The organism is Clavibacter sp. (genome assembly GCF_014802555.1).
GTDB lineage: Bacteria > Actinomycetota > Actinomycetes > Actinomycetales > Microbacteriaceae > Clavibacter > Clavibacter sepedonicus.
This window is the reverse complement of record NZ_JAAVCB010000078.1, coordinates 41,271-64,594: the sequence shown is the minus strand read 5'-3', so window position 1 is coordinate 64,594 and position 23,324 is coordinate 41,271. Positions and strand designations below refer to the sequence as shown.

The window sequence follows — 23,324 nt, the reverse complement described above, 5'->3', positions numbered from 1 at the left end:
GGGAGTGGTGACATGAGCGACGTAGATAAATTTATCGCTGGCCTCCGCAAGTTGGCGATTGAGTGCAATGTAAAACAAGTCACTCCACTTAAAATCGTTTTCAAGGATGGCTCTTATGGAGGCTATTTTGGGTTGATGAAAGCGACTAATTTGTTTAAGGATAAGGTATGAAACACAACAACCGCACTTGCAAGAAAGCGTTAAAGAAAATATTTGCAGACAAAATAGGATGCAAACCTAATCAGTTACGATTGGGTCATTTTTACAAACACGCACCGACATATCTGTTCTCTGATATACCTAATCCTAATCATTGTTGGGTGTGGTATAAAGGTAAATGTTACATCTACAATCTTGTATCTTTGGTTAGAGTGAGTACAATGGTGATGCGTTTGCTGCCTGATAATGGGGGATGTATGGTTCTTCATTTGGAAAAGAAGAAGTGTCTCTCCGAATCAGATTCATCTCTCGAAAAGATAACACTTTCTGAACCTATAAGGGTTTCGGGAAATTGGGTAATAAACGAGCTTAAAATCAAATTCAAATGAGCATAGAAATCATCGAAAAGCCTACGCACAAATGTTCGGTGTGCGGTTGCGTATTCTCATTTGGTAAGGAGGATTTCCAAAAAGAAGAGGATTACTATTTTCGTAAAATCTTCGTATCTTGCCCGATATGTGGTCAAAAGAGATGTCTTATATAGAAAGTCTAAAACAAACTATATATGAGCGCAACACTACAAGTTATCCAATCAGGTAGTTCCGCAAACGGCTACATACTGACATGCGGAGATAATAAACTGATATTAGAGGCAGGATGCAAGGCAAAAGAGTATCTAAATGCCCTGAACTACGATATAACTCCCGTCGCGGGAGTTTGCGTAACTCACAGACACTCAGACCATTCGCACTCAATAAAAGCATTGCAATATTATGGATTGAAGGTATATTCATCTTCTGACGTTGCCGCTCGTAATCCAAAGGTGGAAATACTCAAACCGATGCAACGTTACACCATCGGTGGATTCAAGGTCTTACCTCTTAGTGTCCCGCATGGTGACTGCCCGAACTTAGCATATCATATAACGATACCCGACGGACAGACGTTACTCTTTATAACCGATGCTGAGAGATTCCCATACAACATAAAAGGATGCAATCACCTGCTCATTGAGGCAAACTACTCTCAGGAGTTGATATTGGATTCACTTGTGAATGGCGATGTCTTGCGTTCTCAGAGCCAAAATCACATGGAAATGGAGGAATGTATATCCACGGTAAAAAGACTGCGACACGGAGGTTTACAGAGCGTCATATTGATTCATCTATCTTCGGGACTATCCGATGAGATTATGTTCAAGGAACGATTTAAGTCCGAATTGGGGTTGGATGTGTGGATTGCTGAAAAAAATCTCCGCTTTATTTTGGATAAAGAAGATTTCTAATGAAGAAGAAAAGAACACGAAAGGAACTCGAGGAACTGCGCGAGGATGTTATCAACAAGCAACAAGAGTTGATAAAGATGCAGGAGATAGAGATTGCAAGACTGAAAGAAGAGTTGAGGATGCAGCAGGCTCAAAAAGATTTTGACGCGACAATGAGTGAGCAACAAGCAAGACTGTATGAAATACTTGGACTCAAAAATTCCTCCAACCCGCTTGGAGGATTCCCGAAAGTTTATTAACTTTGCACTTACAAAGACTGCATCCCTTGAAACATTAGGGTAAGTTATACGAAATCTTATTAGAGATTCCTCAGGGCAGTTAGGGCAGTTATAGCTGCAAGAGTCAGACCTGCAAATTGAGAATGGAAACAAATGCAGATAAAACATGAATCTCATGTGCAGTCTTTTACCCGTCCGCGTCGCCAAGTGGTAAGGCTAAGGTCTGCAAAACCTTCATCGCGAGTTCGATTCTCGCCGTGGACTCAAATATTGCCTCTCGGTGTGACGGTCGCACAAGAGATTTTGGTTCTCTTGGAGTGGGTTCGATTCCCTCAGAGGCAACTAATATTTTTCAAATGGAATACCCAAAGCAAGTTATATTAGGACAACCCCCAAGCAAGTCAAACGCATACCGTATAATCGCCAAAAACAGGCATGGGTCGCTTACAAAAACACAAGCGACAAAGAAATATGAGGAAAGTTTCTTCATGCAGTGTGGATTGCGTAACACAAATATAGATAGGCGTTTTAAACTAACGGTTGATGTATATTTCAGCAGTGACCGCCCTGACCTTGATAATGCGCTAAAGGTGGTTGAGGATTGCTTGCAGTCTTGCAAAGCAATAAAAAATGACAGATTGTGCGCTGAAATTCACGCCCGCAAGTTGATTGATAAAGAAAATCCGCGTATTGAATTTGTTATTGAAACACAAATGTAAAATATGACTTTAGACGAACAACTAAACTTGATATACGATACAGTATCAAGATACTTAATGATTGATAACCCTTTCGTGTCTAATTACAGTTATGCGTATAAGACCGCTCGCGACTTGATTAGATATATTATTAAGGAGGGATACCCGCATCTCGTAAAAAGATATGCGGAATCAAGGAAGGTGAAAGTATCGAGCGTCTATCATCAGGTATCTTCATTTAGTAAGAAGTTGAAATATGATGTATATTTGAAAACTATACTTGACAATATTGCCGATGATTTACAAAATGATGCTATTCGCGTAAGAAACTATTCGTCTCGCGGTAAGTCAGCAACAGTGGAGTCAAAAACTCCAACTCACACTAAAATACTGTTTGGCTTCGACTACACACCAAAGGAAATATGCGAGCGATACGCAACAATGCGAAAAGCGTCAATATGGTTTGAGAAAGAATATATGTAGTTGGTTTTTTTGTTAAACAATAAAATAGGGTGACTGTGATAGCCACCCTATTTTATTATCTGACGATATGCGCAATTCACTCACCCGCTTCTTTGGTGTTAATCAGAACACGGTATTGGAAATCTGTCAGCGCAGGAACTGCATCCATCCACACCTTTGTATGATACTCCTTAAGATTACCATTCGGCAAAACTGAGTTCATAACAACCATAAGGTCGTCCGCAGTGCGAGAGAACGCAAACTGACAAGCGTTATTAGCAAATCGGCTATAAATCTCTTCATCCTGCGAATTGGTACGAAGAATCTCGCCTGCAAAACCAGTAGGACAAAGGATAACGATTCCATTTTCCCAAGGGTCTACAAGTACACCCTTATCCATCTGCTTAGACTTCACAATTGTAAGTTTCGGGAAATCGGGAATTGAATCCGCTACATAACGATTGAAGTTATCCTCGGTGACAACCCAATTGCTGACTGTATCAATGCCTGCAACAAGTTGACCCTGTGCTGTAAGCCAATTGGTCTTCAATGTATTGATAACGATATTATTCTTCATTATCACATTCTTGAAGAAGTCCTCAGTAACTTTCAGTTGCATCGGAATCTCAACACCCCATTCAAGCCATTTTGCTTCTTGGATATTCATAACAGAAGTCAGAATATCAGCATCGGGGTCAGTCCACGGCTTAGGTCCGGCTTTTACAAACTGACGATATTCCTGAGGGATTGCATATACTTTAGCATTTCCACCGCGGCCTCTGTCGTAGAAGCATTTGAAAGATGTTTCTGCTTTGAGTGCGAGATAATCAAGAGTTTGATAGCCTGACTCGATACGGGGAGCAAGTTCGTTTGTTGCGAATCCTTTAAGGATAGCAGCGTCAGAACCATACTTTTCCATCAGTTTTTCTTTTTGTAGTCGTGCCATTGCCGTTTCATTATATGTCGGAGCAATGAATCCACGAATACTACCAGAGTAACTGAGAGATTCGCCCTCTTCAAGCGGTTTACCTTCACCTAACGGTTGACGTACATCCATGAGCGTAGAGTGAGCAGGAAGTTCTGCTTTTACCGTAAACGAAGCAAGACCTGTTTCATCGGTGGGTACATATCTACCCATTTTGAAAGCAGTTGAAAAATAGTGGGGCTTTACATAAAGGAGGTCGGGGTCATTGAGTACCATAGTGAGGATTGTAGGACCCTCAACTGAGTTCCAAAGTTGTGTAAAAGCCGCATTTTCTACTGAAAATTTCATATATTATTTCTCTTTTAAGCGGTTATTAAATAGGTGTTGCAGTGTGCATGAAAATACCATTCCACAGACATCTGTTAAGTTTAAGGATAGCCTCGGGCAGAGGTGACATTCGATGTGTGTATGCGCATACTCCGGCAACAGGAGTAAAACCATATTCAGCGTCATCGAAGTTGTCATCGTCGTCGGGGTCTGCTACGGGTTCATAGACGAAATCCATATCGCACGGCATCCATCCATTACATCCATTCACAATCCACTTCCCTTCACCACCTTTGCCATCTTCGGCATCAGAAACACCTTCGACAAGAACATCTCCTTCCTTTACAGATAGAGCAGTATCAAGGGTGAGTTTCCATACTTTCTGACCTGCATCGTCAGTTGTTTTTGCAACTGCGACAACGTTCGCGACTGTGCCTGCACCACCAAATTCTTTAGGGTCTACCATAAGAGTATCGCCAACGAACGGGATGTGCTTGTATCCGTCTCTTACAAGATTTAGCGTTTTACCCTCTGAGTCGGCAGAAGCAATATAAGTTTTTATACACCACAATTTAGGATTTTCGCCCTTTTCATCATATTCGATATAAAGGGGGTCTGCCTCGTAAAGTTTTGCAACACCCGGAAAAGGATTACGCAAAATACCGCCAAACGGCGCCCATACGAGATTGTTTTTAATACCTTGAATTTCGGCAGTCACATGACGCGCACCACCATTATTATATTTCTTGGCAATTCGAGCGCGACCAAAAAATACACCGCCTTGTTTCTGTGTTACCATAAGTTATTAATTTTTACTTTCAATACTTACCCGTTCTCTCTCTTTCTTAGCAAGCGCGGATGCTGCTTTTATAGACTGAGCGATTGCGCTATTGCTACTATCTCCATTCGGACTCGCGGGAGGAACAGAATTTCCATTATTTGCTTTAGATTTATTGTAGAGTTTGACAAAAGATTCTGTTTTTGCGTCTACATCAAAATCTTCCGTAATGTTTACTTCCGAGAGGAAATCATTGAGCCATTCATCGTCCTTTACGCCTTTCTCTTTTAGTCTTGCGGTAATATCCTTTCTTTTCTGCGCGATGGACGCTTTCTTAACGGATTCTGCTTTATCCTTTTCGAGAGCGGCTATACGTTCTATCAGTGCTTTCATTTCAGGATTCTCCGTTGACTTCGGAGGTTCGTTGTTTATGGGAGGATTGGGATTAGACTCAGGATGCAATTCCTTATACTTGGCGAAATCAGAGTTTTTCTTCCTTGCATCACCTTCAAACTCATTGAGAATTTCAATAGCATCGGCAACAAATTCGGGAAGTCCTGTTTCTTCGTTCGCGAGTTTTTTCACGAGGATTTCTGCTTGTTTCGCGAGCGTTCTCTCTGACATGTGCAGGGTCTTCCTGCCTTTATTCGTCAGTTCTGCGCGTAGGGCTTCTACGGCTTGTTCGGTTGTAAACTTCATATAAAATGTTGGAAATTAAAAATATATTTTTGTGCAAAAATATTTGATTGTTTCACGTGAAACAATAGGGGGATTTATAAAAATCATAATACTATATTATAAAAAAAATACTCCTTAATAGAAAAGAATGAGGGTTGTAGGGTAAATTTGCATTAGGGATAGTCGGAGTAGCTGTCCGATGAGAAGACGCTTGAAGCCATTGTGCGTCTTCCCTTATTTTTTTACAATGGCGTAATTTTAATCTATAAACAATGGCTAAACGCAAGACAACCGAACAATTCATTCAAGAAGCGGAGATGGTACACGGAAAAGGAATATTCGACTATACGTTGTCAGAGTATCAAGGTGCTAATGCTCCCGTAGAAATAGTGTGCCAACATGGTCATCATTTTTGGCAACTGCCACACAACCACCTAAAGGGACATGGATGTAAATATTGCATGGCGGATAACCTAAAAATGACAATCCGTGGTAAATATATGAATGATTGCTACTATACTGCAAACGGATATGTTGGCGATATTTGGACGAGTATGATAAATAGATGCGAGGACGCGAAGTATCATAAAAAAGAACCTACATACAAAGATTGCACGATATGTGATGAATGGCATCTTTTGTCGGCTTTTGAGAAATGGGTAAAAGACCCCGCCAACGGATACCGCGAAGGGTATGCAATAGATAAAGATATTCTATTCAAGGGCAACAAAATTTACTCTCCTCAAACTTGTTGTTTCGTTCCACAATTCATAAATAGTATTTTTACACGAAGACACGCTTGTCGTGGATATTTGCCAATAGGCGTTTCTGTTAATAAAGGTAGAGATGGATATAGGTCTGTTGTGACTAAGTATGGCAAGCATGTGCATCTTGGTTATTATAATACTCCCGAAGAAGCGTTCTACGCTTACAAGGAAGCAAAGGAAAAATATATAAAAGAAGTTGCGCAAGAGTATTACGACCGAGGTGATATAACAAAGAAAGTCTATGACGCAATGATGCGATATGAAGTCGAAATAACGGATTGAATATGGCGGAGAATAAAATCAAAATATGGCAATGTCATGAGGGATTCCAAAAGAGATTCGTTCAATCCAACGTTGATTTTCTCGTTGGAGGGTCTGCTATGGGTGTAGGCAAGTCTATGGGTGCGTTGCTTATGGCTGCGCAACATACGACTGACCCGAACTTTCGTATGGTCTTTCTTCGCCGAAACATTGGCGACATCCGCGCTGGTGGTGGCGGTACAGATGAAGCGTCCAAGTTATATGGCAATATTGCAACTCTTAAAATTTCCGAGAACCCCCGCTTAACATTTCCGAGCGGCTCGTTCATTGATTTTACCCACATGAGCGACCAACGCGAGGATAAGGTGCTGGAACGTGTAAAGGGATGGCAGTATTCATGTATCTATGTCGATGAGGCGACAGGCTTTGAATGGTCTACAATCAGACTTCTTATGTCTCGTAACCGTTCACAGGCAAAGTGGTCAGGGAAGATGCGCCTGACCTGCAACCCGAAGAGAAATCATTGGCTCCGCATTTGGGTAGACTGGTGGGTTGATGAGCGAGGTTATCCGATACCAGAGAGAGATGGCGTAGTCCGCTATTTCTATGTCAAGGGCAAGGATATATCAGATGTAGTATTCGGAGATACCCCCGAAGATGTTTACCGTCAGTGTAAAGGTTCAATAGACGAAATTCTAAGAGGACAAGGGCATGATTATACATACAAAGATCTAATAAAAAGCACTACATTCCTTTCGGGTAAATTATCAGAAAATACCTCACTTATGCAAGACAACGCCGGGTACCTCGGTAGTGTCGCCGCTATGGGTGAGAAACAACGTCAGGCAAACTTGATGGGATGTTGGAACGTGGATTTGGACGAGGACATGGACGCTCCTATCAGTCCTGCGTCCGCTCGTGCAATCGCAACCAACGGACCTCAGACAAGCGGAGTGAAATGGCTTACTGCGGATGTCGCGGATGTTGGCACAGATAATACTTTCATTCTTGTTTGGGATGGCTATCATATCATAGACTACAAGATATTGCCGTCTGCCACAACTGATAAGAATGTGGAGTGGATAAAGCGCATGGCACGAAAACATGATATTCCTGAAAATCATATCATTTTTGACTCTCGACGTTCTCCTTATCTTCACGAAAGAATACCCGATGGCATAGCTTTTGACTCTTGTCATGCTCCGCGCGGACTATACAAACGCAGTTTTATGCTTCTAAAAGACGAGTGTTATATGCGACTTGTAGAAGCGTTAAACAGCGGCAGAATATCAATAGAACCGAGTATTGCAAACGCTGTGTATGTGCATCAGAATCTGAACACTCAGATAACGATACTTGAAGAGTTTACGGAGGAATGTGGGGTGGTGCAATACACAACATCGGCAAGCGGAAAACAGAGGCTTCTGACAAAAAAAGAAATGAATACCCAACTCGGAAAGAACCGTTCAATGGACGTACTTGATCCATGCGCAATGCGGTTCTATCCCGATTTGCAATCCGAATATGGGCAGGAACTCGCACATGAGCGTGCGGTGGTGAAGGAGGAATCCGAATACCCATACGATATGGTAGATATATATGATGATTCAACTTGGGCGTAATGGAAGATATAATTAAACACATAGTAAATGATGCGGCGCAGCGCGGACACGACGTTACGATACGTAATGTGGCGTATGCTTTAATGCGTGTCTATTTTGACAACCCTACGATAGCATATACGGTAATCAATTGCTCTGCTCCGAAGCAAGAATCAGATGTTGTTGACTATGACTCAATGAGTAGCATCCAGTATTTGATTCATTGGTTTAAAAAAGACCTTACCAAGTCCGACCAAAACAAGGAGGATATTGTAGCAAGGGCTTTGAAGAAACAAAAAGAGAATGGCTCGAAAGAAGAATTGATTACTTCGGAGGAAAACTTTGCGGGAGCGGTTGAACAGTTAAAACGTGTGAAAGAACTCCGTGAGCGGTGCGATAAGTCAGATATTAAGACACTCCGAGACCTTGAAAAGATGGAATTGGAGGTTCGTGTCAAACTTGTTGATAAATGGGATATGCAAAAAGAGGAAGTTGACGAGAAAATAATAACACCAAGAGTATATGATTATGTATGCCCGTGGACTCGGCATGAATGTTATCAAATAGGCAAGGAAGAAGCGATGGAAAAATGGAACTTAATAGAAAAAGACTAAGATATGGCAGACTTTAAGAAAATAATACCTTTTATTTTCCACTTTGCAGCGGGAGTATATGGTAAGGATGGCGCGGATTTGCGATTGCCGCTTGAACAGCAGTTTGAACTTGCAAAAAAGAAAGGTTGGAGCAATGACCCCGACGACCCTGGTGGTGAAACGATGATAGACGTTACTCTTTCAGCATACAAGAGTTATTGTCGCAGTAAGGGGTATCCCGTACCAACAGCGACACGTCTGCGTAATATCCCATTCAATCAATGGCAGGATATTCTTAAATCAATGTATTGGGATAAGATGAAAGCCGACCAAATTCAGTCACAAGGTATTGCAAATATTTGCGTGGACTGGCTTTGGGCGAGTGGCACAGGTAAGATTAAAAACATACAGAAAATACTTGGAGTTACACAAGATGGCATAGTGGGCCCAAAAACAATAGATGCAATTAATAAATCGAATACCGCAACGCTCTTTAAGACGCTGTATAACGCTCGTGAGAAATTCTACAAGGGTTGTTCGGGTTGGTGGAAGTATGGCAACGGATGGATGCGTCGCCTTAATGCGATAAATGCAGATGGAAGTTTTACAATATACGGAGTAAACATAAAATGAAAAACAAGAAATTAACGCGACTTGGCGAAGTTCGCAAAAATAAGCAAGGACTTACTATGCAGATAGTAAAGTATATAAACAGCAAATGCGTTGAAGTGGAATTTCTTGAAACTGGCGAACGAATATATGTCAGTTACATTCAGTTTGCAAAAGGTCTACCAAAAGCAGATTTGCTAAAGCACCCTTCAAGAACTGAATGCTCATTTAATCAAGCAAAGTGGATAACCATTGGCGGAGTTATCTTATTGTTAGGAATATTCTCTGCTTTTATATATACTCTTGTGAAATGAATAAAAAGATACGTCAACAAATAGAATCATTACTTGCAAACCCGGATAATCTCTTAAAGAAAAAACCTTTTTATAGAGAGATTTCTGACAAGCAAGGTAATCTTTTCTCTAATAACAAAAAAGCCACTATCGGGTTGACAGGAACTATAACCGCAACATTACCGGATGTGCGTTTGACAATAGTTCCTCAATCTCAGTTTATGGAAGAATTGGATGTCAATTCGCATAAAGTCCTTTTTGATGAGAATATCCCATCTTTTACTGTTAAATTAAAGAAAGGCGGATTCTTAGAGATAGAACAATATCGCATTCCAATTCCTTTCCAGAAACTAATTCTAAATAAACAGGTAAGGCACTTATGTGTTAACCCCATAAATCACACATTGTTAAATCCCAAACCTACGCAAAAGCAACAGGATGATTTTATCCGATATAAGCAAGCGTGGGTTGAGAAAAATATGGAGGGAGCAAAGACCTCATTTGTTCGCGATGCGAAATCATTTCACGATGCAGGACTTTTATTCTTTATCGACTCGGACGATAAATTAAAAACGAAGAATATAAATTACAAAGACGGGTATGTGATAATCACTCACAAGAATGACGAGGGAAAGCATATTCTTGAATGTCTATATTATTCTGTAACAGACAATGACGGCAATACTACTACGTATATAGACTGTTACGATGATGAATATATGACGCGATTTACCACGTCAACAGCAGACGGAGGAACGTTAACCGAAAGTGGGTGGATAAGACACGAACCGATTAGTCATGGTTTTTCTGAATGTCCTTTAATAACAAAGCGTGTTGAAGTTGCATGGAATAACGGTCAGAAAGCAATTGAAAGTTACGAGGCTCTTTACAATACCGTATTGGTAATCTATAAGAAGTTCGGAAATGGCATAATCTATGTAAAGGGGAAATTTAATCAGAACGCAAAAAAGATAGCCACTAATGTAGTGCTGAATGATACGTCAATGGATGAACACGCCGATGCAAAGGTATTGTCAATGCCTGAACCTGCGAAAGCCGTTGATATGCTTGACTATATGGAACAGACCATTATGAAAGCATGTGGTACTACATTCATTCTTCCAAAAGATATTAAGATAAGCGGAGATACTTCTGGCCTTGCGGTAGAACTGACTCAGGAACTTGATATGGCTACGGCTCAGGATGGGGTTACAGAATGGCAAAATGTGGCAAACAAGATGTCTCGACTATTCAAAGAGGGTATAGCAATTGAGATGGTGCGAAGTGGCGAGAACCCGACTGCATTAACTGATTTCGGGGAGTTGCGTATATTCTCTGAGTTTCGCGTTTGGAAACCTAAGAGTGAGGAAGCGCATAATCAGATGCTTACTGCTTTGTATCAAAGCGGCAAGGGTGGTATCTCACGTCAGACTTATGTCGAAAAGAATACAATCTCTGCTCCCGATGAAATACAAAGAATCAAGAAAGAGCAGGAAGAACAAATGGCTTTGGAACAGAAGCAAGCCGAAAAATCAATAGAACTTGAAATAAAAAAGCAGAAGGCTACATCTTCAAATAGCAACTCAAACAACACCAATCAGGAATGATACGCGAAGTTCTTAAAATACGTACAGATATGGGAATGGGGGATAATAACCCCTCATTCCACGATATTGAAATCACCGAATATAATTATGTAGGGTCACGCATGGGTATACCCACATTGACGGCAACCCTAATGTGGGAGTCCTGCCTTGACAACGAATGGACTTCAAAAGAATACGTTGTGTTGAATGGTGAAAGATTTTATATCCGGCACACACCCACAAGTTCTAAAAGCAATACAGATTTCCGATATAAGCATGATTTGACATTTGTATCAGAATATGCAGAGATTCTTGGCAACACTTATTTTGTTGATGCCGTTCCTGATTTGAGGTCAGGAATAGAATGTCAGACACGAAACAAACCATGCTCGAATAATACCGTATTTACTTTTTATGGTACTGTATCTGAATTTGTAGACCGATTGAATTGCGTATTTATTCATGCGGGAGTAGGTGATTCAATACTCAAAACAAAAACATACATCACGACGTTAGACCAACCGATTGGAGATGGGTTCTGTGCAATGGTAGACCCTTATGGAGATTACGATAAGGATAAAACATACGAATTTTCTTTTGAGGATAAGAAAATTTGGGAGGCAATTACAGAAGCATACAACAAAACGGAAATACCTTTTGAACGTAGAGGACGAAAGATTATATTTGGAGCGGTGGCAAATGTTGTCTCCCATGAATTTGAATATGGTTACGACAATGAACTTCTTAGCGTCACTAAGACTAATGCCAATGCACAAGTTATCAATAAAATAACAATGCTTGGCAGTGATGAGAATATTCCGTATTATTACCCCAATGAATCGGAATACGGGCATATCGTAATTGATACTCCTGCTGACAACAAGGCTCTAAGACCTGAAATGATAACAATAACTCATCAAACGAGTTTCTTATCTACTCTAAGAGAGGGGGAGTATTTTCATTTGCATAAAAGACCATCAAGCGTTGGGTCTGTATTGATAGATAATGATATTTTCTATACAGGATTCCATTCGATAAATAATCTTACCGAATCGAAGTCCGGAACTATTCATACTTTAAAATATGGTGAATCTCCAAATAATGAAACTTATTGGTACTTCAAGGTCAAAATCAAAATTGAAAAATTAGGAGACTTCAAGGTTTCAAAGGCGATGGGTTGTGTGTGGCGTACAAATGACGGCAGGGCAACTATACAGAATCTTGTGGGGTCAAATTTATACATTGACAAATTAATAAGGATAGTCTCGGCAGACAAGACTACAGATGTAACCAATTATGCAAATCGGAATGCTGATGGAACATATAATATTCGTTTCTCGGTATATGGTAATTATGAGATTATATTCAGAGTTCCCGTAAGAATGTACAATCGTGAAGATTCATTCTTTATGATTCGGAATATAGAAATGGAATATTTGAGAGCAAACTCATTCTATTGGACTATAGGCACGAATGGAAAAAAAGAATATGATTCGCTTGACAGTATAGGGATTCATTTAAACGTACTGCCATCCGACAATATGATTGGTGATTGTTTTGGGTGGGCTTCTACTGAACGTATACCTTTACAAGACCATTTGATGCCGCCCAAATATATAGAAACATTAGGACAGGAACGATTCTACAAGGCGATTAACTTAAACTTAGTAGAGAAGTCCGATGAAGTATATGTTGAGGGGGTGGATAATTATTCCCATGTAGGATTGGCTTTTAATAAAACACCAAATTTATCAATAGGGGATAAAATAACAGTGTCGGTAGATGATATAGACGTTGAGATGGGTGCCGCAACAGAATTTTCTATTACATTGCGTAATGACACCGATAAAACATATTTATCTGATACATTTGTGCTAAGTAAAGATAAGAAGTACGCAACATTGACCGTCATTGATACTCCCAAGACAGAGAATGCCCGAATTTATCTCATTTTATATGCAGGTAAGGCAGGGAAAACATTAGGCAACCTTGTGAAATATAGTAACATTATGGTTGTACGTGGTTCAAAGGCTCAACCTTGGCATAGTTCTGCATTAGAGAGCGGACTTACAGAGTACATTGACCCTGATACAATGGAACCATATCTGTTCCCCAACCCATATATCGAGGGCGCACCGTCAGAGCATATATATAAAGATGAAAATATAAAACCCGCTATTGAGGGCGTTACAAATACGGATGGAGCGTTATTTGGGGTGATAGCCGATATTGCTTACGACACAAACGATAATGATTTATTTATATCCGATGCTTCCGAAGAAGATAAGAACGATTCTTCTAAATATGAGCATTCATACTTCTATATCAAGTTGAATATATTTTCAGGGCAATATGGTTTTGACCTGTTTAAATCCGCTTCGCATACCGATCCGATGACAATTCAGATGACATCTGGTAATTGCAACGGATGTAAGTTTAAGATTCAAGTAAAAGAATCGAAAGTGGATGGCTTCGAGGTATGGGAAAATCCTGTGCAAGTAGGCAGTGACGGTAATATTGTAGATGGCGATTACACCGATAAAATTAATATCAATAATATTCAAGCGTATCAGCAGAATACAGAAAAACAATCAATATGGATATGTGTGCAAAAGGATGCGGAAACGTTTGGGGTAATAATGCCGAATCAATCCAATAATTTTAAACCTCAGATTGGAGACACATTCAACATTATCAATATAACATTGCCTGAGTCTTACTTGCGTTTTGCAGAAAAAAGACTTGAAGAGGACGGTATTCGTTTTATGGCTGACAACAATGAGGACAAGTTTACGTTCGACATTTCAGCCTCGCGAATATTTTTTGCGGAACGCCCTGATATTTTGGCGCAGATAGACGAATACTCAAAAATAAAAGTTCGTTATAATGGCGAAGTATATGAGCAATATGTCAATCAAATAACCATTGATTGTAAAGATAACGAAGCATTGCCTAATATAACGTTAGGTCTTACCGATACATTAGCCGTAGGTCAAAGTTTTGTAGAGCAAGTTGCCGAAAGGGCATCATCGTTAATTGCGAATCCTACGACAATGGGGACATACTTCGGACAGAATAATGGTGCTGGTGGGAATTATGCTCTTTCAGATGCGAGATACATAAATAAACAAAAGAATGACCGCACTCCTTACAAACTATCCTCAGATATGGGGTTTGAGGTAGGCGAATTTGTAAGTGGAGCAAGTGGTGGAATATTCTTCCGTGATCCTGAAACAGGACAAACCTATATCGAAGTTGACAAAATAAAAGCAAGAATGAAAGCCATTTTTGCAGAACTTGAAGTTGCAAAGGAAAACTCAATTGGCGGAAAATTCGACATTACTCCTGGTGGTGGTATTGATATATCCTTTGTTGAGGAGTTAACGGATTCATACAGATGTTACTTCAAAGCAAAGGACGAAGATAAAGGTGCTGACTGCCGTTTTGTAGTGGGCGACCAAGCGCGATGTCAAGAAGTCAATATTGCAAACGGCACAAGTGAGAACGCATCCAACCGCTATTATTGGCGTTTAGTTACTGCTGTCAATAATGATGAGGGTTTTATTGAGTTATCTAAGTCTGACTGCGATATAGATAGTGATGCACCGATGGCAGGAGATACCGTTGTTCAGTTAGGTAATCGCAATATACCCGAGAGACGGAGTGCCATAATATTGTCTACCACGGACGCTTTTGCACCTTGCGTGACATTGTATAATAATGTTGGTTCGGGAGCAAAAAAATCGGAATGGTATTCACTTGATGGAAAATCTGTAATTGAATATGGCGTGGATAAGACAAAGAATCCTCCCAGACCATTCTTTCATTGCTATGGAGATATGTATGTCGGGAATAAAGATAAAAGTCGATATTTGCAATACACCCCCGAAGATGGATTATTGGTAAAAGGCACGATTAGTTCTGCGTCTACGATTGCAGATGAGAATGGAAATGAAACACTTATTGAAGATTACGTTAAACAAAAGCAAAAAAATGCAACGATTGACCTTACCAATGAGGTCGTAGCGGTTGCTTGCGATTCAAACGGAAATCCAATTTCATCTACACTGCCGACATCTAATATAAAGGTTTTTGAGGGCAGTTCATTAGGAACGGGATGGTCTTATACGATTATGAGTGATGGATGCTCCGCTGAAATAATAGGAGATAAAATTGTAATAAACAGTCTTACCTCTGATACTGCAAGTGTGAATATAGAAGCGTCAAAAGCAGATTATCCCACGCTTACCGCTACGATGTCGGTATATAAAGTAAAACCCGGAGCAAACGGTACACCTGCTGAAACATTTAGTATATTTTCTGATGTTGATAATATCACTAAATCTTTTCCAGGTGAACTATCTGTAGATAGAATTGGAGTGCTTAAGTATCGGCAAATAGGCAATAATGCTCCTGTTCGTACCCCGCAACACAATCTTTATTACCAACGTATCGGCGAGGATGATGAAGAGATTCTAATTTTAGGCTATGGCTGGCAAGCCACTAAGTATATAACCATAACCGATAAGACTGAATCTGTCATACTTACTCTTAAAAGTCAGGACAATGGAACTGTTTTGGATACCGAACGCATACCCGTCTTGATAGACGCTTCCGATATTGAGATTGGCACAAGGAATATAATACCCGGTTCTAACCGGGTACGAATAGATGGTGCGAAACAAATATATTCCGCAGTGCGTGTAAATACCACTGTATCTTTTTGGCAAGATGAGGTGTATTCCCTAAATATTGGAGGTATATACATTTACGGGCAACCCGTATTGTCGGGAAGATTTATGGTTAAGATATATAATAATGCCGTAACAAAAGAAGTGGGTTCTTTGACAAATATTGACCCTCTCAATCCACGAGGCATTATTAAGATTACAGCCGATTCAGGGTCTAAGCCGTGGCTTTATCTTTATGCAGGTGATGAAGAAAGCAAGAAATTGCTTAATGGAGTCACCACCGATGGCGTAACATTAGACTTTGAGAAAGTACAACTTGTCAAGGGCAATGTTCCTTTATCGGATTGGACTGCGGCTCCGGAGGACACAGCGAATGCTATTGGGAAATTCGATTATCTTGCGGAAGCACTTAAGGATAACGCTACTATTAATGGTGGACTTATCCTCGCTTCTACTATATCTCTTGGCAAAGACAATACTGATTCTACTACGCAATATACTTGGAGTGGACTAAATGGCATTACTATCCCAACTGCCGTTGGTGGTGGCATAGCCGCGTGGTATGGTGGAGATATGTATGACCTTGCCGAGTATTATGATTGGGATGAGGGTCAAGGCCAATGGGTTGCAAAAACAAATAACGGAAATATCCCCCAACGAATTGCCAAAGGAGTAGACCGTATGGATGGTTCGGGGTATCGTGCTAACGGCAATCTCTTCTGGGATGCTGATGGCAATACTACATATATCGGAGATATAATTGCCCGTGGTACTTTCAGAGGACTTCGCAGACGCTATCATACGGTAATAACAAAAAATAATATATCTGATTACTCTTACAAAAGCGAATCAGGTACTGAATATATAAATATGGATGCGACAGGTGCATTGGTAGACTTTCGTTATGCACCCACGAATCCAATATACTTGCCTGAAAGTGATTTGTCATATTTGGGCGAAACGATTATTATTATCAATGCCGCAAATCAAGATATAAGACTTCATGGTTTATTCAGAATGGAAGGCACTACTAATCAACCTACAACAAGCATAACCTTGAAGAATAATAATGTTTTGCAGGCAACGTTCAAATTGGCAAATATGGAGCGTGGTATTGATGGCGAAATTTCCGTGCCTATGTGGATATATGAGATAATGCAAGTAAGAAGCGAAACTATTCCATCCCTGCCAGACACGGATAAAGGCCCATTAGACCCAATTGTGTAAATTTTATAATACCATAATGTAAAGTATTGTAGAAAAGATATAAAACATAGTAATGTAAATATTTTATTTTGTTGAAAAAAATATATATTATGAATAAACAATCATTGGATATTTGGGATGAGTTTCCTCCCGAAGCAAAAGTATATTTTAAGAATTTCGGATGGCATTTCAACAAGAAGGCTTTTGAGGATGCAGTGAAATACCTCAAACGCAAGAATCCCGCGACCGGCAAGGAAGAGAGTATCGAACCGAAAAGCAAGGAAGAAGTTGAGCAGATACTTGCCAAGCATAACATCAAACTCGAACACAACACGCTCTACGACTTCGTGTGGGTCTACAATATGCTTATGTCTGACAATTGGAAATCATCGTTGGAGGATGAACTGCATTTGTGCAAGGGTGTCAAGGATATGATTGACGATGTAGACCACAACGACGGCTTTATCTTTAACAGATGGGTGTCAGACAGATTGTTCGATGGTAACCCGATAGAATGGTCTGAGATACTATGACGTGGTGGGAGATACTGATTGCAATTGGAGGTGCGCTTGGCGGAATTGACTTGCTGAAATGGCTTGCCAATATTATTGGTAATCGAAAGAATAATGCAAGGATTGCGGATGCGGAAGCGGACGCTTCTGAATTTCGCATCTTGCAAGAGGAACTGATTTTTTTGCAAGAGCAGGTGAAAGAAAAGGAGGTGCGTTTTGCCGACCAAACATCGCATTTACGGCAAGTTCAACGCGAGTTACTTGCTCTTGAAAAAGACAAATCTATGATGGAGGTTGATTATATTAAGCGTGTTGCTGCTCTTGAAATAGAACTTGAAAAGAAGCGTTGCGACTTGATTAAGTGTCCTTATCGTCAGCCCCCGAACGCACATACTCCTGCAAAGGAAGATATGTCTATTCACGAATTTTTTGCTAATAATAAATAAGATATGGCAAAGGTTAATTACAAAAGCGATTTTGACTTTGTCTTATCGCTTACAGATTGCAATGGCAAAGAAATTGGACTCCCTGATTATAATTGGGTGGCTAAACTTTATACAACTTCAAAGGATGTATTTTTTGAAGCATCGTATCAGAATGGCGTATATAAAAACTGCTTTGCCGATGATGGCAAAATACATATTATCTGTAACGACCACGGATTGCCGAGTGGTGTCTTAAAGTGTGAGTTTATTGCAGACATACCAAATGGAATCTACCCTGATGATTATGAAAAATTAGTGATACCAAAACCGCTTGATATTGAATTGGTGCGTGGTATGGCTACTTGCCCTCACGATATAGATGTATCTTTGATATTGCCTTATATCAAAGGTGATAAAGGAGACAAAGGCGACCGTGGAGAGCAAGGTGAGCGCGGAGAGAAGGGCGATGATGGTGCAGATGGCAAATCCGCTTACGAGCAGGCTGTGGAAGGCGGTTATGAAGGCACTGAGGAAGAGTTCATCGAATCTTTAGCAAAAATAGATGAATTGCCCGAAAATATAGTCTTATCCGAAGAAACAGACAAGGAATTGGAGGAGATTGAGCCGAACATAGTTGCCAATGCCCTACGCAAAAACAAACAGATACTTTCTGACAGTGAGAAACAACAAGTCCTTGAAAATTTAGGTGATCCTCAAATAACCCAACTTGTTGATTTTTGGAAGATGTCTACTCGTACATTTTTGGGGGGGTCTGGTGCTTATGATTCGTGGGGAGATTACGATAAGCAGACAGGCGAATTTGTATACTGCGGCTTGCCTTTTTCACGCGAGCAAGTGAATACTATGCTTGCTCACAAATTTGGTGGCGCTCCCAACAATGTAGAATCCGCATACCGCGATAAATGGTGGCTTGATGCTGCATTACCCTTGAATATTAGACATGCGTCCTCAATAAATTATGCTTTCAGCGCATGTAGAAAAATACAAGCAGTTGTTTTGTATGATTACTATCCCAACATACAAGTAACAAGCCTAAACCACGCGTTTAACGGGTGTTATGCTCTTGTATGTATCAAGGGTTATCCGTTAGATTTGAGATATGTCAACGGACAGATGACGGATGTTTTCAAAGGTTGTAGAAAGTTGCAGGAGGTTTGGATTCAGGGTCTAAAATCAGATTTATCCTTTGTGGATTCTCCCCTGCTCAGAATGGACTGTTTGCAGTATATGATAGACAATGCCATGAATACATCTCTTATCACTATTACATTTCATCCTGACATCTACGCAAAATTGACAGATGAGCAAAATGATGAGTGGTATAACATATTGAAACTCGCAAGTTCTAAAAACATCCAATTCGCAACTATCTAATATGGCAAAGATTTCTACACTTACTAATAATGATGGAACTCCCTTATACCCTATAACAAGTACACGAGCGGTATTTGATGAGCATGGCGTAGACCTTGAAACAAAATTAAGTAACAAGGTTGAGAAAGAACAAGGTAAGGGTCTATCTACAAATGATTATACTTCTCAGGATAAATCAAAGTTAGATAATCTCCCGACAAATGAGAAACTAACATCATTGCTTAATAACAAGCAAGCGGTTATTGAAAATTCTGATGATGTGGTGATTAGCGAGGGGAAACTGTCGCTGACCAACATTGCCAAAAGGCAACTCTTTATAGACATCTTTAACAGATTGTGTGATTATAACGCATATCCTAAAGGGGATCGCCTGTACAAGGAGTATCTTGTGTTTGGCAAATACGATCCTGAGAATGCTCCGGACGCACTGCATCCGTTTTACCTCAATAAATTGTGGTTGACCTACGAAGAGGCTATAGATGTCGTAAACGCGCACAATATCACTGACTCAACTACTGAATATCTATGCCGTGCAAGGACGTTATTGCCGAAGCGTGGCTATACAACACAAAGCCTATATCGTTATGGAAGTTGCATAATGGGGTTAGAATCTCTGTATATAGCCAACTACTATATCATAAATAACCTCGCAGACCCTGAGGTATACCAGCAGAATGTGTCAAGTACGCGGGAGTTGGGTCAGTACTCTCACAAACTCAGAATGATATTAGGTAAGATTCGGATAACTGCCGATGCGATGTCAACACATTTCTATAGTTGTAATTTCCCTGCACTTGAAATCTTTTGGGTAGGGGGTGTGTTCAACTCCTTCACGATGAATGCCCCAAAACTGAGGGTGGAATGCTGGCGGTATATGATTGACAACGCGGCCAACACTACGGCCATCACCATCACGGTGCCGTCCTCGATATACGCCAAACTTACCGGAGATACTACCGCCCAAGAGTTTACCGATCTCTCGGAAGATGAGCAGACTCAATGGCTGGAGATTCTCGACATAGCAATATCACGAAACATATCATTTGCAACAATATAATATAAATCACAATAAATATGGAAATAAACATAACTGATAGATATACAGAGATTTACGGGGGGGGGGTAAATGGATAACCCAATCCTATGCTACTAATTTTCATAAATTCTATAAGAAAAAAATTTTGTTGGCAAGTGAGAGTATGGATGAGTTTAAGGAAGTATCTGAGTCTGAGAAAACGGCCATAGAAGCGTCTGATGCTCAATGGGTCAGTCCACCAGAATCTTTTATAGACCTCTGGAATGAAGCGTGTGGAAACTATGGGGCGTATAATGCCGAAACGGGATTCTTTGAGTTGAACGGATTGGCCGACATAACGTATAAGCAGGCGGTAGCAATATATACAGCCGGTAAGGTCATATCACCATCGACACCTCTGTATTATTCAGGAATGGATAATATTCGCACAAACCTCCCGCGATTGGGAACCGGTGTTATTGACGGTGCGTCGACCTTCCATACGTGCCATAATATCGAAGTTATTAACGCCCGGAATATCACAATCGGTGTGACTATGTTTTACGGCCTGTTAAAATGCCATACGATTCTCTATTTAGACTCACTCAACAAAGATATAATAGTTCAGGGAACGTACCCGAAGACTCTTGTAAATTTAATCAGTGCTATTAAAGGGAAATATCCTAATCTTAATTTCTCTGCATGCCCCTTGATTTCTTACGAGTCGGTACGCTCATGGATAGAGAATAAAGCAGAATCGGTGATGGATATTACGCATACAATCACGGTTCACCCCGATGTCTACTCTAAACTCACCGATGAAAACAACACAAAGTGGCATGAACTGCTTGAATTAGCAACAGACAAAAACATACAATTTGCAACTATTTAAATAAAAACAATATGGTAAAAATCGAAAACAATCAAATTTTTTCCACCGAGGGGAAAATAATTCATCGTATAGGTACAGACACCTATTTCAAGCGAGGCACTGCAATTATCTCCGATAGTGTAGCCAATTACGAAGAAGTAGATGAGATTCCTCCTTATACAAAGGAGTCTTACGACAAAAAGGTTGACGAACTTGTGCGTAGCAGGTATTCAGAGTCGGAGGAGTTTGCAATTCAACGTAAGGCGATAAATGCCGCGTTTTCTCCGTCTACAGCCAGTGCTGAATCAGCATTGTCAGAGTATCAGGCGTATAATGAATTTGTGGAGGATTGTAAGCAAAAGGCGAAGAATCCTGAACTTTACAAAGGCATTGAAGAATGATACGACAGTACTGCTATATTCCGCTCGCAGATTGGCATGTAGATATTTTCTATGATGCTCGCCCCCAAAATGCTGACGAAATCCTTGATGAATTGTGGGATTTAGGTTGCGCAGATCGATATATGTATAAGGCAGAAAGATTACTTCGCAGTGGCGTGAGTAATGAGGGTCTGACATACTCGAATAAACAAGAGCATCGCACTTTGATAGTCATTACACGTGCTTCATCAGTTGGGGAGTTTATCTCAACTACTATCCACGAAGTAGACCACATGGTAGACCATATATCCCAATATTATAATATCCCTTATGACAGTGAAGAAAACTCTTATCTCATAGGGGATATTGCAAAGACTATTTATGAGGATGCGGTCAAAAAAGCAATCAAGTTATTCAGATATTATTTGTAAAGATTATTTAATATAATACTATATTACAACTTTGTATTAAGGATTATTCGTAATCAAAACGCTCACCTTGTACTTTTGTAACGTAACTTTAATTATTTCTATTTATTAACTTATCAAATTCATTTATTTATGTCCGAAAGAACATACGTATTTGACAACGGAGGAGAGTCAGGCTGTGGTAACAGCGGACTCATGTCTCTCATCGGGAATCTCTGTAACAGACAGAATCTCGACCCTGCTCTTATTATGAGCATGATGAACAACCGAGGTGGTTATGGTGACGGTCAGTTTGGTTGGTTCTGGATTGTAATCCTCATGATTTTTGGATGGGGCGGCTTCGGAGGCGGCTTCGGCAATTTCGGCGGTCGTGGTAACGCTCAGGGCTTTGCTGACCTTGGCAATCTCGTGAACAACGATGCAGGTCGTGAACTGCTTATGCAGGCTATCAACGGCAATGCAAATGCAATCGGTCAGCTTTCGACCAAGCTTGGATGCGACTACAATGCTCTGTCGGGTGCTATCCAGAATCTTTCATCTCAGATTTGCAATCTCGGCAATACTCTGGGTCTGGGTCAGCGCGACATCATTCAGGCTATGCAGAACGGCGACCAAGCAATCCTAAGCAAGCTTTGCGACTGCTGCTGCCAGACTCAGCGTCAGATTGCCGACTTCCGTGCCGACTTGCAGTTGCAGATGTGTGAGCAGACGGGTACGCTCAGCAATGGTCAGCGAGATATTACCGCCGCACTCACCAAAGGCTTCTGTGATGCTACCTATGCGACCCGTGAACAAACTTGCGAGTTGAAGAATGACATCACTGCGCTTAAAACTTTCCTTGCAGAGAAGTTCTCACAGCAGGAGTTCCGTGAGATGACTCGCGAGAATCAGGCACTCCGCGATCAATTGCAGGCTTGCCGATTGTCTGATTCTCAGAACGCTCAGACTGCGCAGATTGTCGCTCAACTCCAGCCCGTACCAAAGCCCTCTTACATTGTAGGTAATCCGTATCAGTCTGTATATCCGTTTGGCTATGGCTATGCGGGATTCCCTTATGGTTACAACGGTGGAAACTGCGGTTGCAATTCCGGCTGTAACAACGGTTGTGGCGGCTGCTGCAATGGCTAAAAACTAACGTATCGGATAGGTGAGTAGTATATT

The 23,324-nt window shown here is 40.6% G+C and carries 22 protein-coding genes and 1 tRNA gene; 20 read left to right on the top strand and 3 right to left on the bottom strand.

Features of this window, described 5'->3' with window-relative positions; genetic code table 11:
- Window positions 1–12 precede the first annotated feature (12 nt).
- The 5 genes from HDR73_RS09035 to HDR73_RS09015 all read left to right on the top strand — a co-directional run bounded on the left by HDR73_RS09035 (window position 13) and on the right by HDR73_RS09015 (window position 2,381).
- Window positions 13–171: a hypothetical protein gene (locus HDR73_RS09035; RefSeq protein WP_287136377.1), complete on the top strand. Its 159-nt coding sequence runs from the start codon at window positions 13–15 to the stop codon at window positions 169–171.
- A 553-nt stretch (window positions 172–724) separates the two neighbouring features.
- Complete coding sequence (locus tag HDR73_RS09030; protein ID WP_287136376.1) at window positions 725–1,444, top strand: MBL fold metallo-hydrolase; 720 nt, start codon at window positions 725–727, stop codon at window positions 1,442–1,444.
- Window positions 1,444–1,683, top strand: coding sequence for a hypothetical protein (locus HDR73_RS09025; protein ID WP_287136375.1), 240 nt, complete (start codon window positions 1,444–1,446; stop codon window positions 1,681–1,683). The genes HDR73_RS09030 and HDR73_RS09025 overlap by 1 nt, the downstream gene beginning before the upstream one ends.
- Window positions 1,684–1,855: 172 nt before the next feature.
- A tRNA-Cys gene (locus HDR73_RS09020) sits at window positions 1,856–1,926 on the top strand.
- Window positions 1,920–2,381 (top strand): RusA family crossover junction endodeoxyribonuclease, encoded by a 462-nt coding sequence (locus HDR73_RS09015; RefSeq protein ID WP_287136374.1) that lies wholly within the window; start codon window positions 1,920–1,922, stop codon window positions 2,379–2,381. Before HDR73_RS09020 ends, HDR73_RS09015 begins: the two co-directional genes overlap by 7 nt.
- A gap of 538 nt (window positions 2,382–2,919) precedes the next feature.
- On the opposite strand, the gene HDR73_RS09010 is transcribed toward HDR73_RS09015, so the two are convergent.
- The 3 genes from HDR73_RS09010 to HDR73_RS09000 are packed head-to-tail and all read right to left on the bottom strand — an operon-like array spanning window position 2,920 to window position 5,551.
- Window positions 2,920–4,095, bottom strand: coding sequence for a hypothetical protein (locus tag HDR73_RS09010; RefSeq protein WP_287136373.1), 1,176 nt, complete (start codon window positions 4,093–4,095; stop codon window positions 2,920–2,922).
- A 25-nt stretch (window positions 4,096–4,120) separates the two neighbouring features.
- Window positions 4,121–4,873, bottom strand: coding sequence for a hypothetical protein (locus HDR73_RS09005; RefSeq protein WP_287136372.1), 753 nt, complete (start codon window positions 4,871–4,873; stop codon window positions 4,121–4,123).
- Window positions 4,874–4,879: 6 nt separating this feature from the next.
- Window positions 4,880–5,551, bottom strand: coding sequence for a hypothetical protein (locus HDR73_RS09000; RefSeq protein WP_287136371.1), 672 nt, complete (start codon window positions 5,549–5,551; stop codon window positions 4,880–4,882).
- Window positions 5,552–5,802: 251 nt separating this feature from the next.
- On the opposite strand from HDR73_RS09000, the gene HDR73_RS08995 reads away from it, so the two are divergent.
- From HDR73_RS08995 to HDR73_RS08925, 15 genes are all read left to right on the top strand, one after another.
- Entirely contained in the window at window positions 5,803–6,579 is a 777-nt protein-coding gene (locus tag HDR73_RS08995) for a DUF723 domain-containing protein (protein WP_287136370.1), read from the top strand.
- A 2-nt stretch (window positions 6,580–6,581) separates the two neighbouring features.
- A complete protein-coding gene (locus HDR73_RS08990; protein ID WP_287136369.1) occupies window positions 6,582–8,180 on the top strand; it encodes a terminase large subunit domain-containing protein in 1,599 nt (532 codons plus the stop codon).
- Entirely contained in the window at window positions 8,180–8,773 is a 594-nt protein-coding gene (locus HDR73_RS08985; RefSeq protein WP_287136368.1) for a hypothetical protein, read from the top strand. Before HDR73_RS08990 ends, HDR73_RS08985 begins: the two co-directional genes overlap by 1 nt.
- Before the next feature lie 3 nt (window positions 8,774–8,776).
- Window positions 8,777–9,385, top strand: a complete 609-nt coding sequence (locus tag HDR73_RS08980; RefSeq protein ID WP_287136367.1) for a glycosyl hydrolase 108 family protein — start codon at window positions 8,777–8,779, stop codon at window positions 9,383–9,385.
- Window positions 9,382–9,675: a complex I subunit 1 family protein gene (locus tag HDR73_RS08975; protein ID WP_287136366.1), complete on the top strand. Its 294-nt coding sequence runs from the start codon at window positions 9,382–9,384 to the stop codon at window positions 9,673–9,675. Before HDR73_RS08980 ends, HDR73_RS08975 begins: the two co-directional genes overlap by 4 nt.
- A complete protein-coding gene (locus tag HDR73_RS08970; protein ID WP_287136365.1) occupies window positions 9,672–11,261 on the top strand; it encodes a phage portal protein in 1,590 nt (529 codons plus the stop codon). The genes HDR73_RS08975 and HDR73_RS08970 overlap by 4 nt, the downstream gene beginning before the upstream one ends.
- Window positions 11,258–17,158 carry a hypothetical protein gene (locus HDR73_RS08965; protein ID WP_287136364.1) on the top strand — a complete coding sequence of 1,967 codons (5,901 nt, stop codon included), beginning with the start codon at window positions 11,258–11,260 and terminating at the stop codon, window positions 17,156–17,158. Before HDR73_RS08970 ends, HDR73_RS08965 begins: the two co-directional genes overlap by 4 nt.
- An 89-nt stretch (window positions 17,159–17,247) precedes the next feature.
- Window positions 17,248–17,670, top strand: coding sequence for a DUF7841 family protein (locus HDR73_RS08960; protein ID WP_287136363.1), 423 nt, complete (start codon window positions 17,248–17,250; stop codon window positions 17,668–17,670).
- Window positions 17,667–18,095: a hypothetical protein gene (locus tag HDR73_RS08955; RefSeq protein WP_287136362.1), complete on the top strand. Its 429-nt coding sequence runs from the start codon at window positions 17,667–17,669 to the stop codon at window positions 18,093–18,095. The genes HDR73_RS08960 and HDR73_RS08955 overlap by 4 nt, the downstream gene beginning before the upstream one ends.
- A gap of 3 nt (window positions 18,096–18,098) precedes the next feature.
- A complete protein-coding gene (locus HDR73_RS08950; protein ID WP_287136361.1) occupies window positions 18,099–19,469 on the top strand; it encodes a collagen-like protein in 1,371 nt (456 codons plus the stop codon).
- A 1-nt stretch (window position 19,470) separates the two neighbouring features.
- Entirely contained in the window at window positions 19,471–20,526 is a 1,056-nt protein-coding gene (locus tag HDR73_RS08945; protein ID WP_287136360.1) for a hypothetical protein, read from the top strand.
- 142 nt (window positions 20,527–20,668) lie between these two features.
- Entirely contained in the window at window positions 20,669–21,376 is a 708-nt protein-coding gene (locus HDR73_RS08940; RefSeq protein ID WP_287136359.1) for a hypothetical protein, read from the top strand.
- A gap of 11 nt (window positions 21,377–21,387) precedes the next feature.
- Window positions 21,388–21,756 (top strand): hypothetical protein, encoded by a 369-nt coding sequence (locus HDR73_RS08935; protein ID WP_287136358.1) that lies wholly within the window; start codon window positions 21,388–21,390, stop codon window positions 21,754–21,756.
- On the top strand, window positions 21,753–22,166 hold the full coding sequence (locus HDR73_RS08930) for a hypothetical protein (protein ID WP_287136357.1): 414 nt from the start codon (window positions 21,753–21,755) through the stop codon (window positions 22,164–22,166). The genes HDR73_RS08935 and HDR73_RS08930 overlap by 4 nt, the downstream gene beginning before the upstream one ends.
- 246 nt (window positions 22,167–22,412) lie before the next feature.
- Entirely contained in the window at window positions 22,413–23,291 is an 879-nt protein-coding gene (locus HDR73_RS08925) for a hypothetical protein (RefSeq protein ID WP_287136356.1), read from the top strand.
- The last annotated feature ends 33 nt before the right edge of the window (window positions 23,292–23,324 follow it).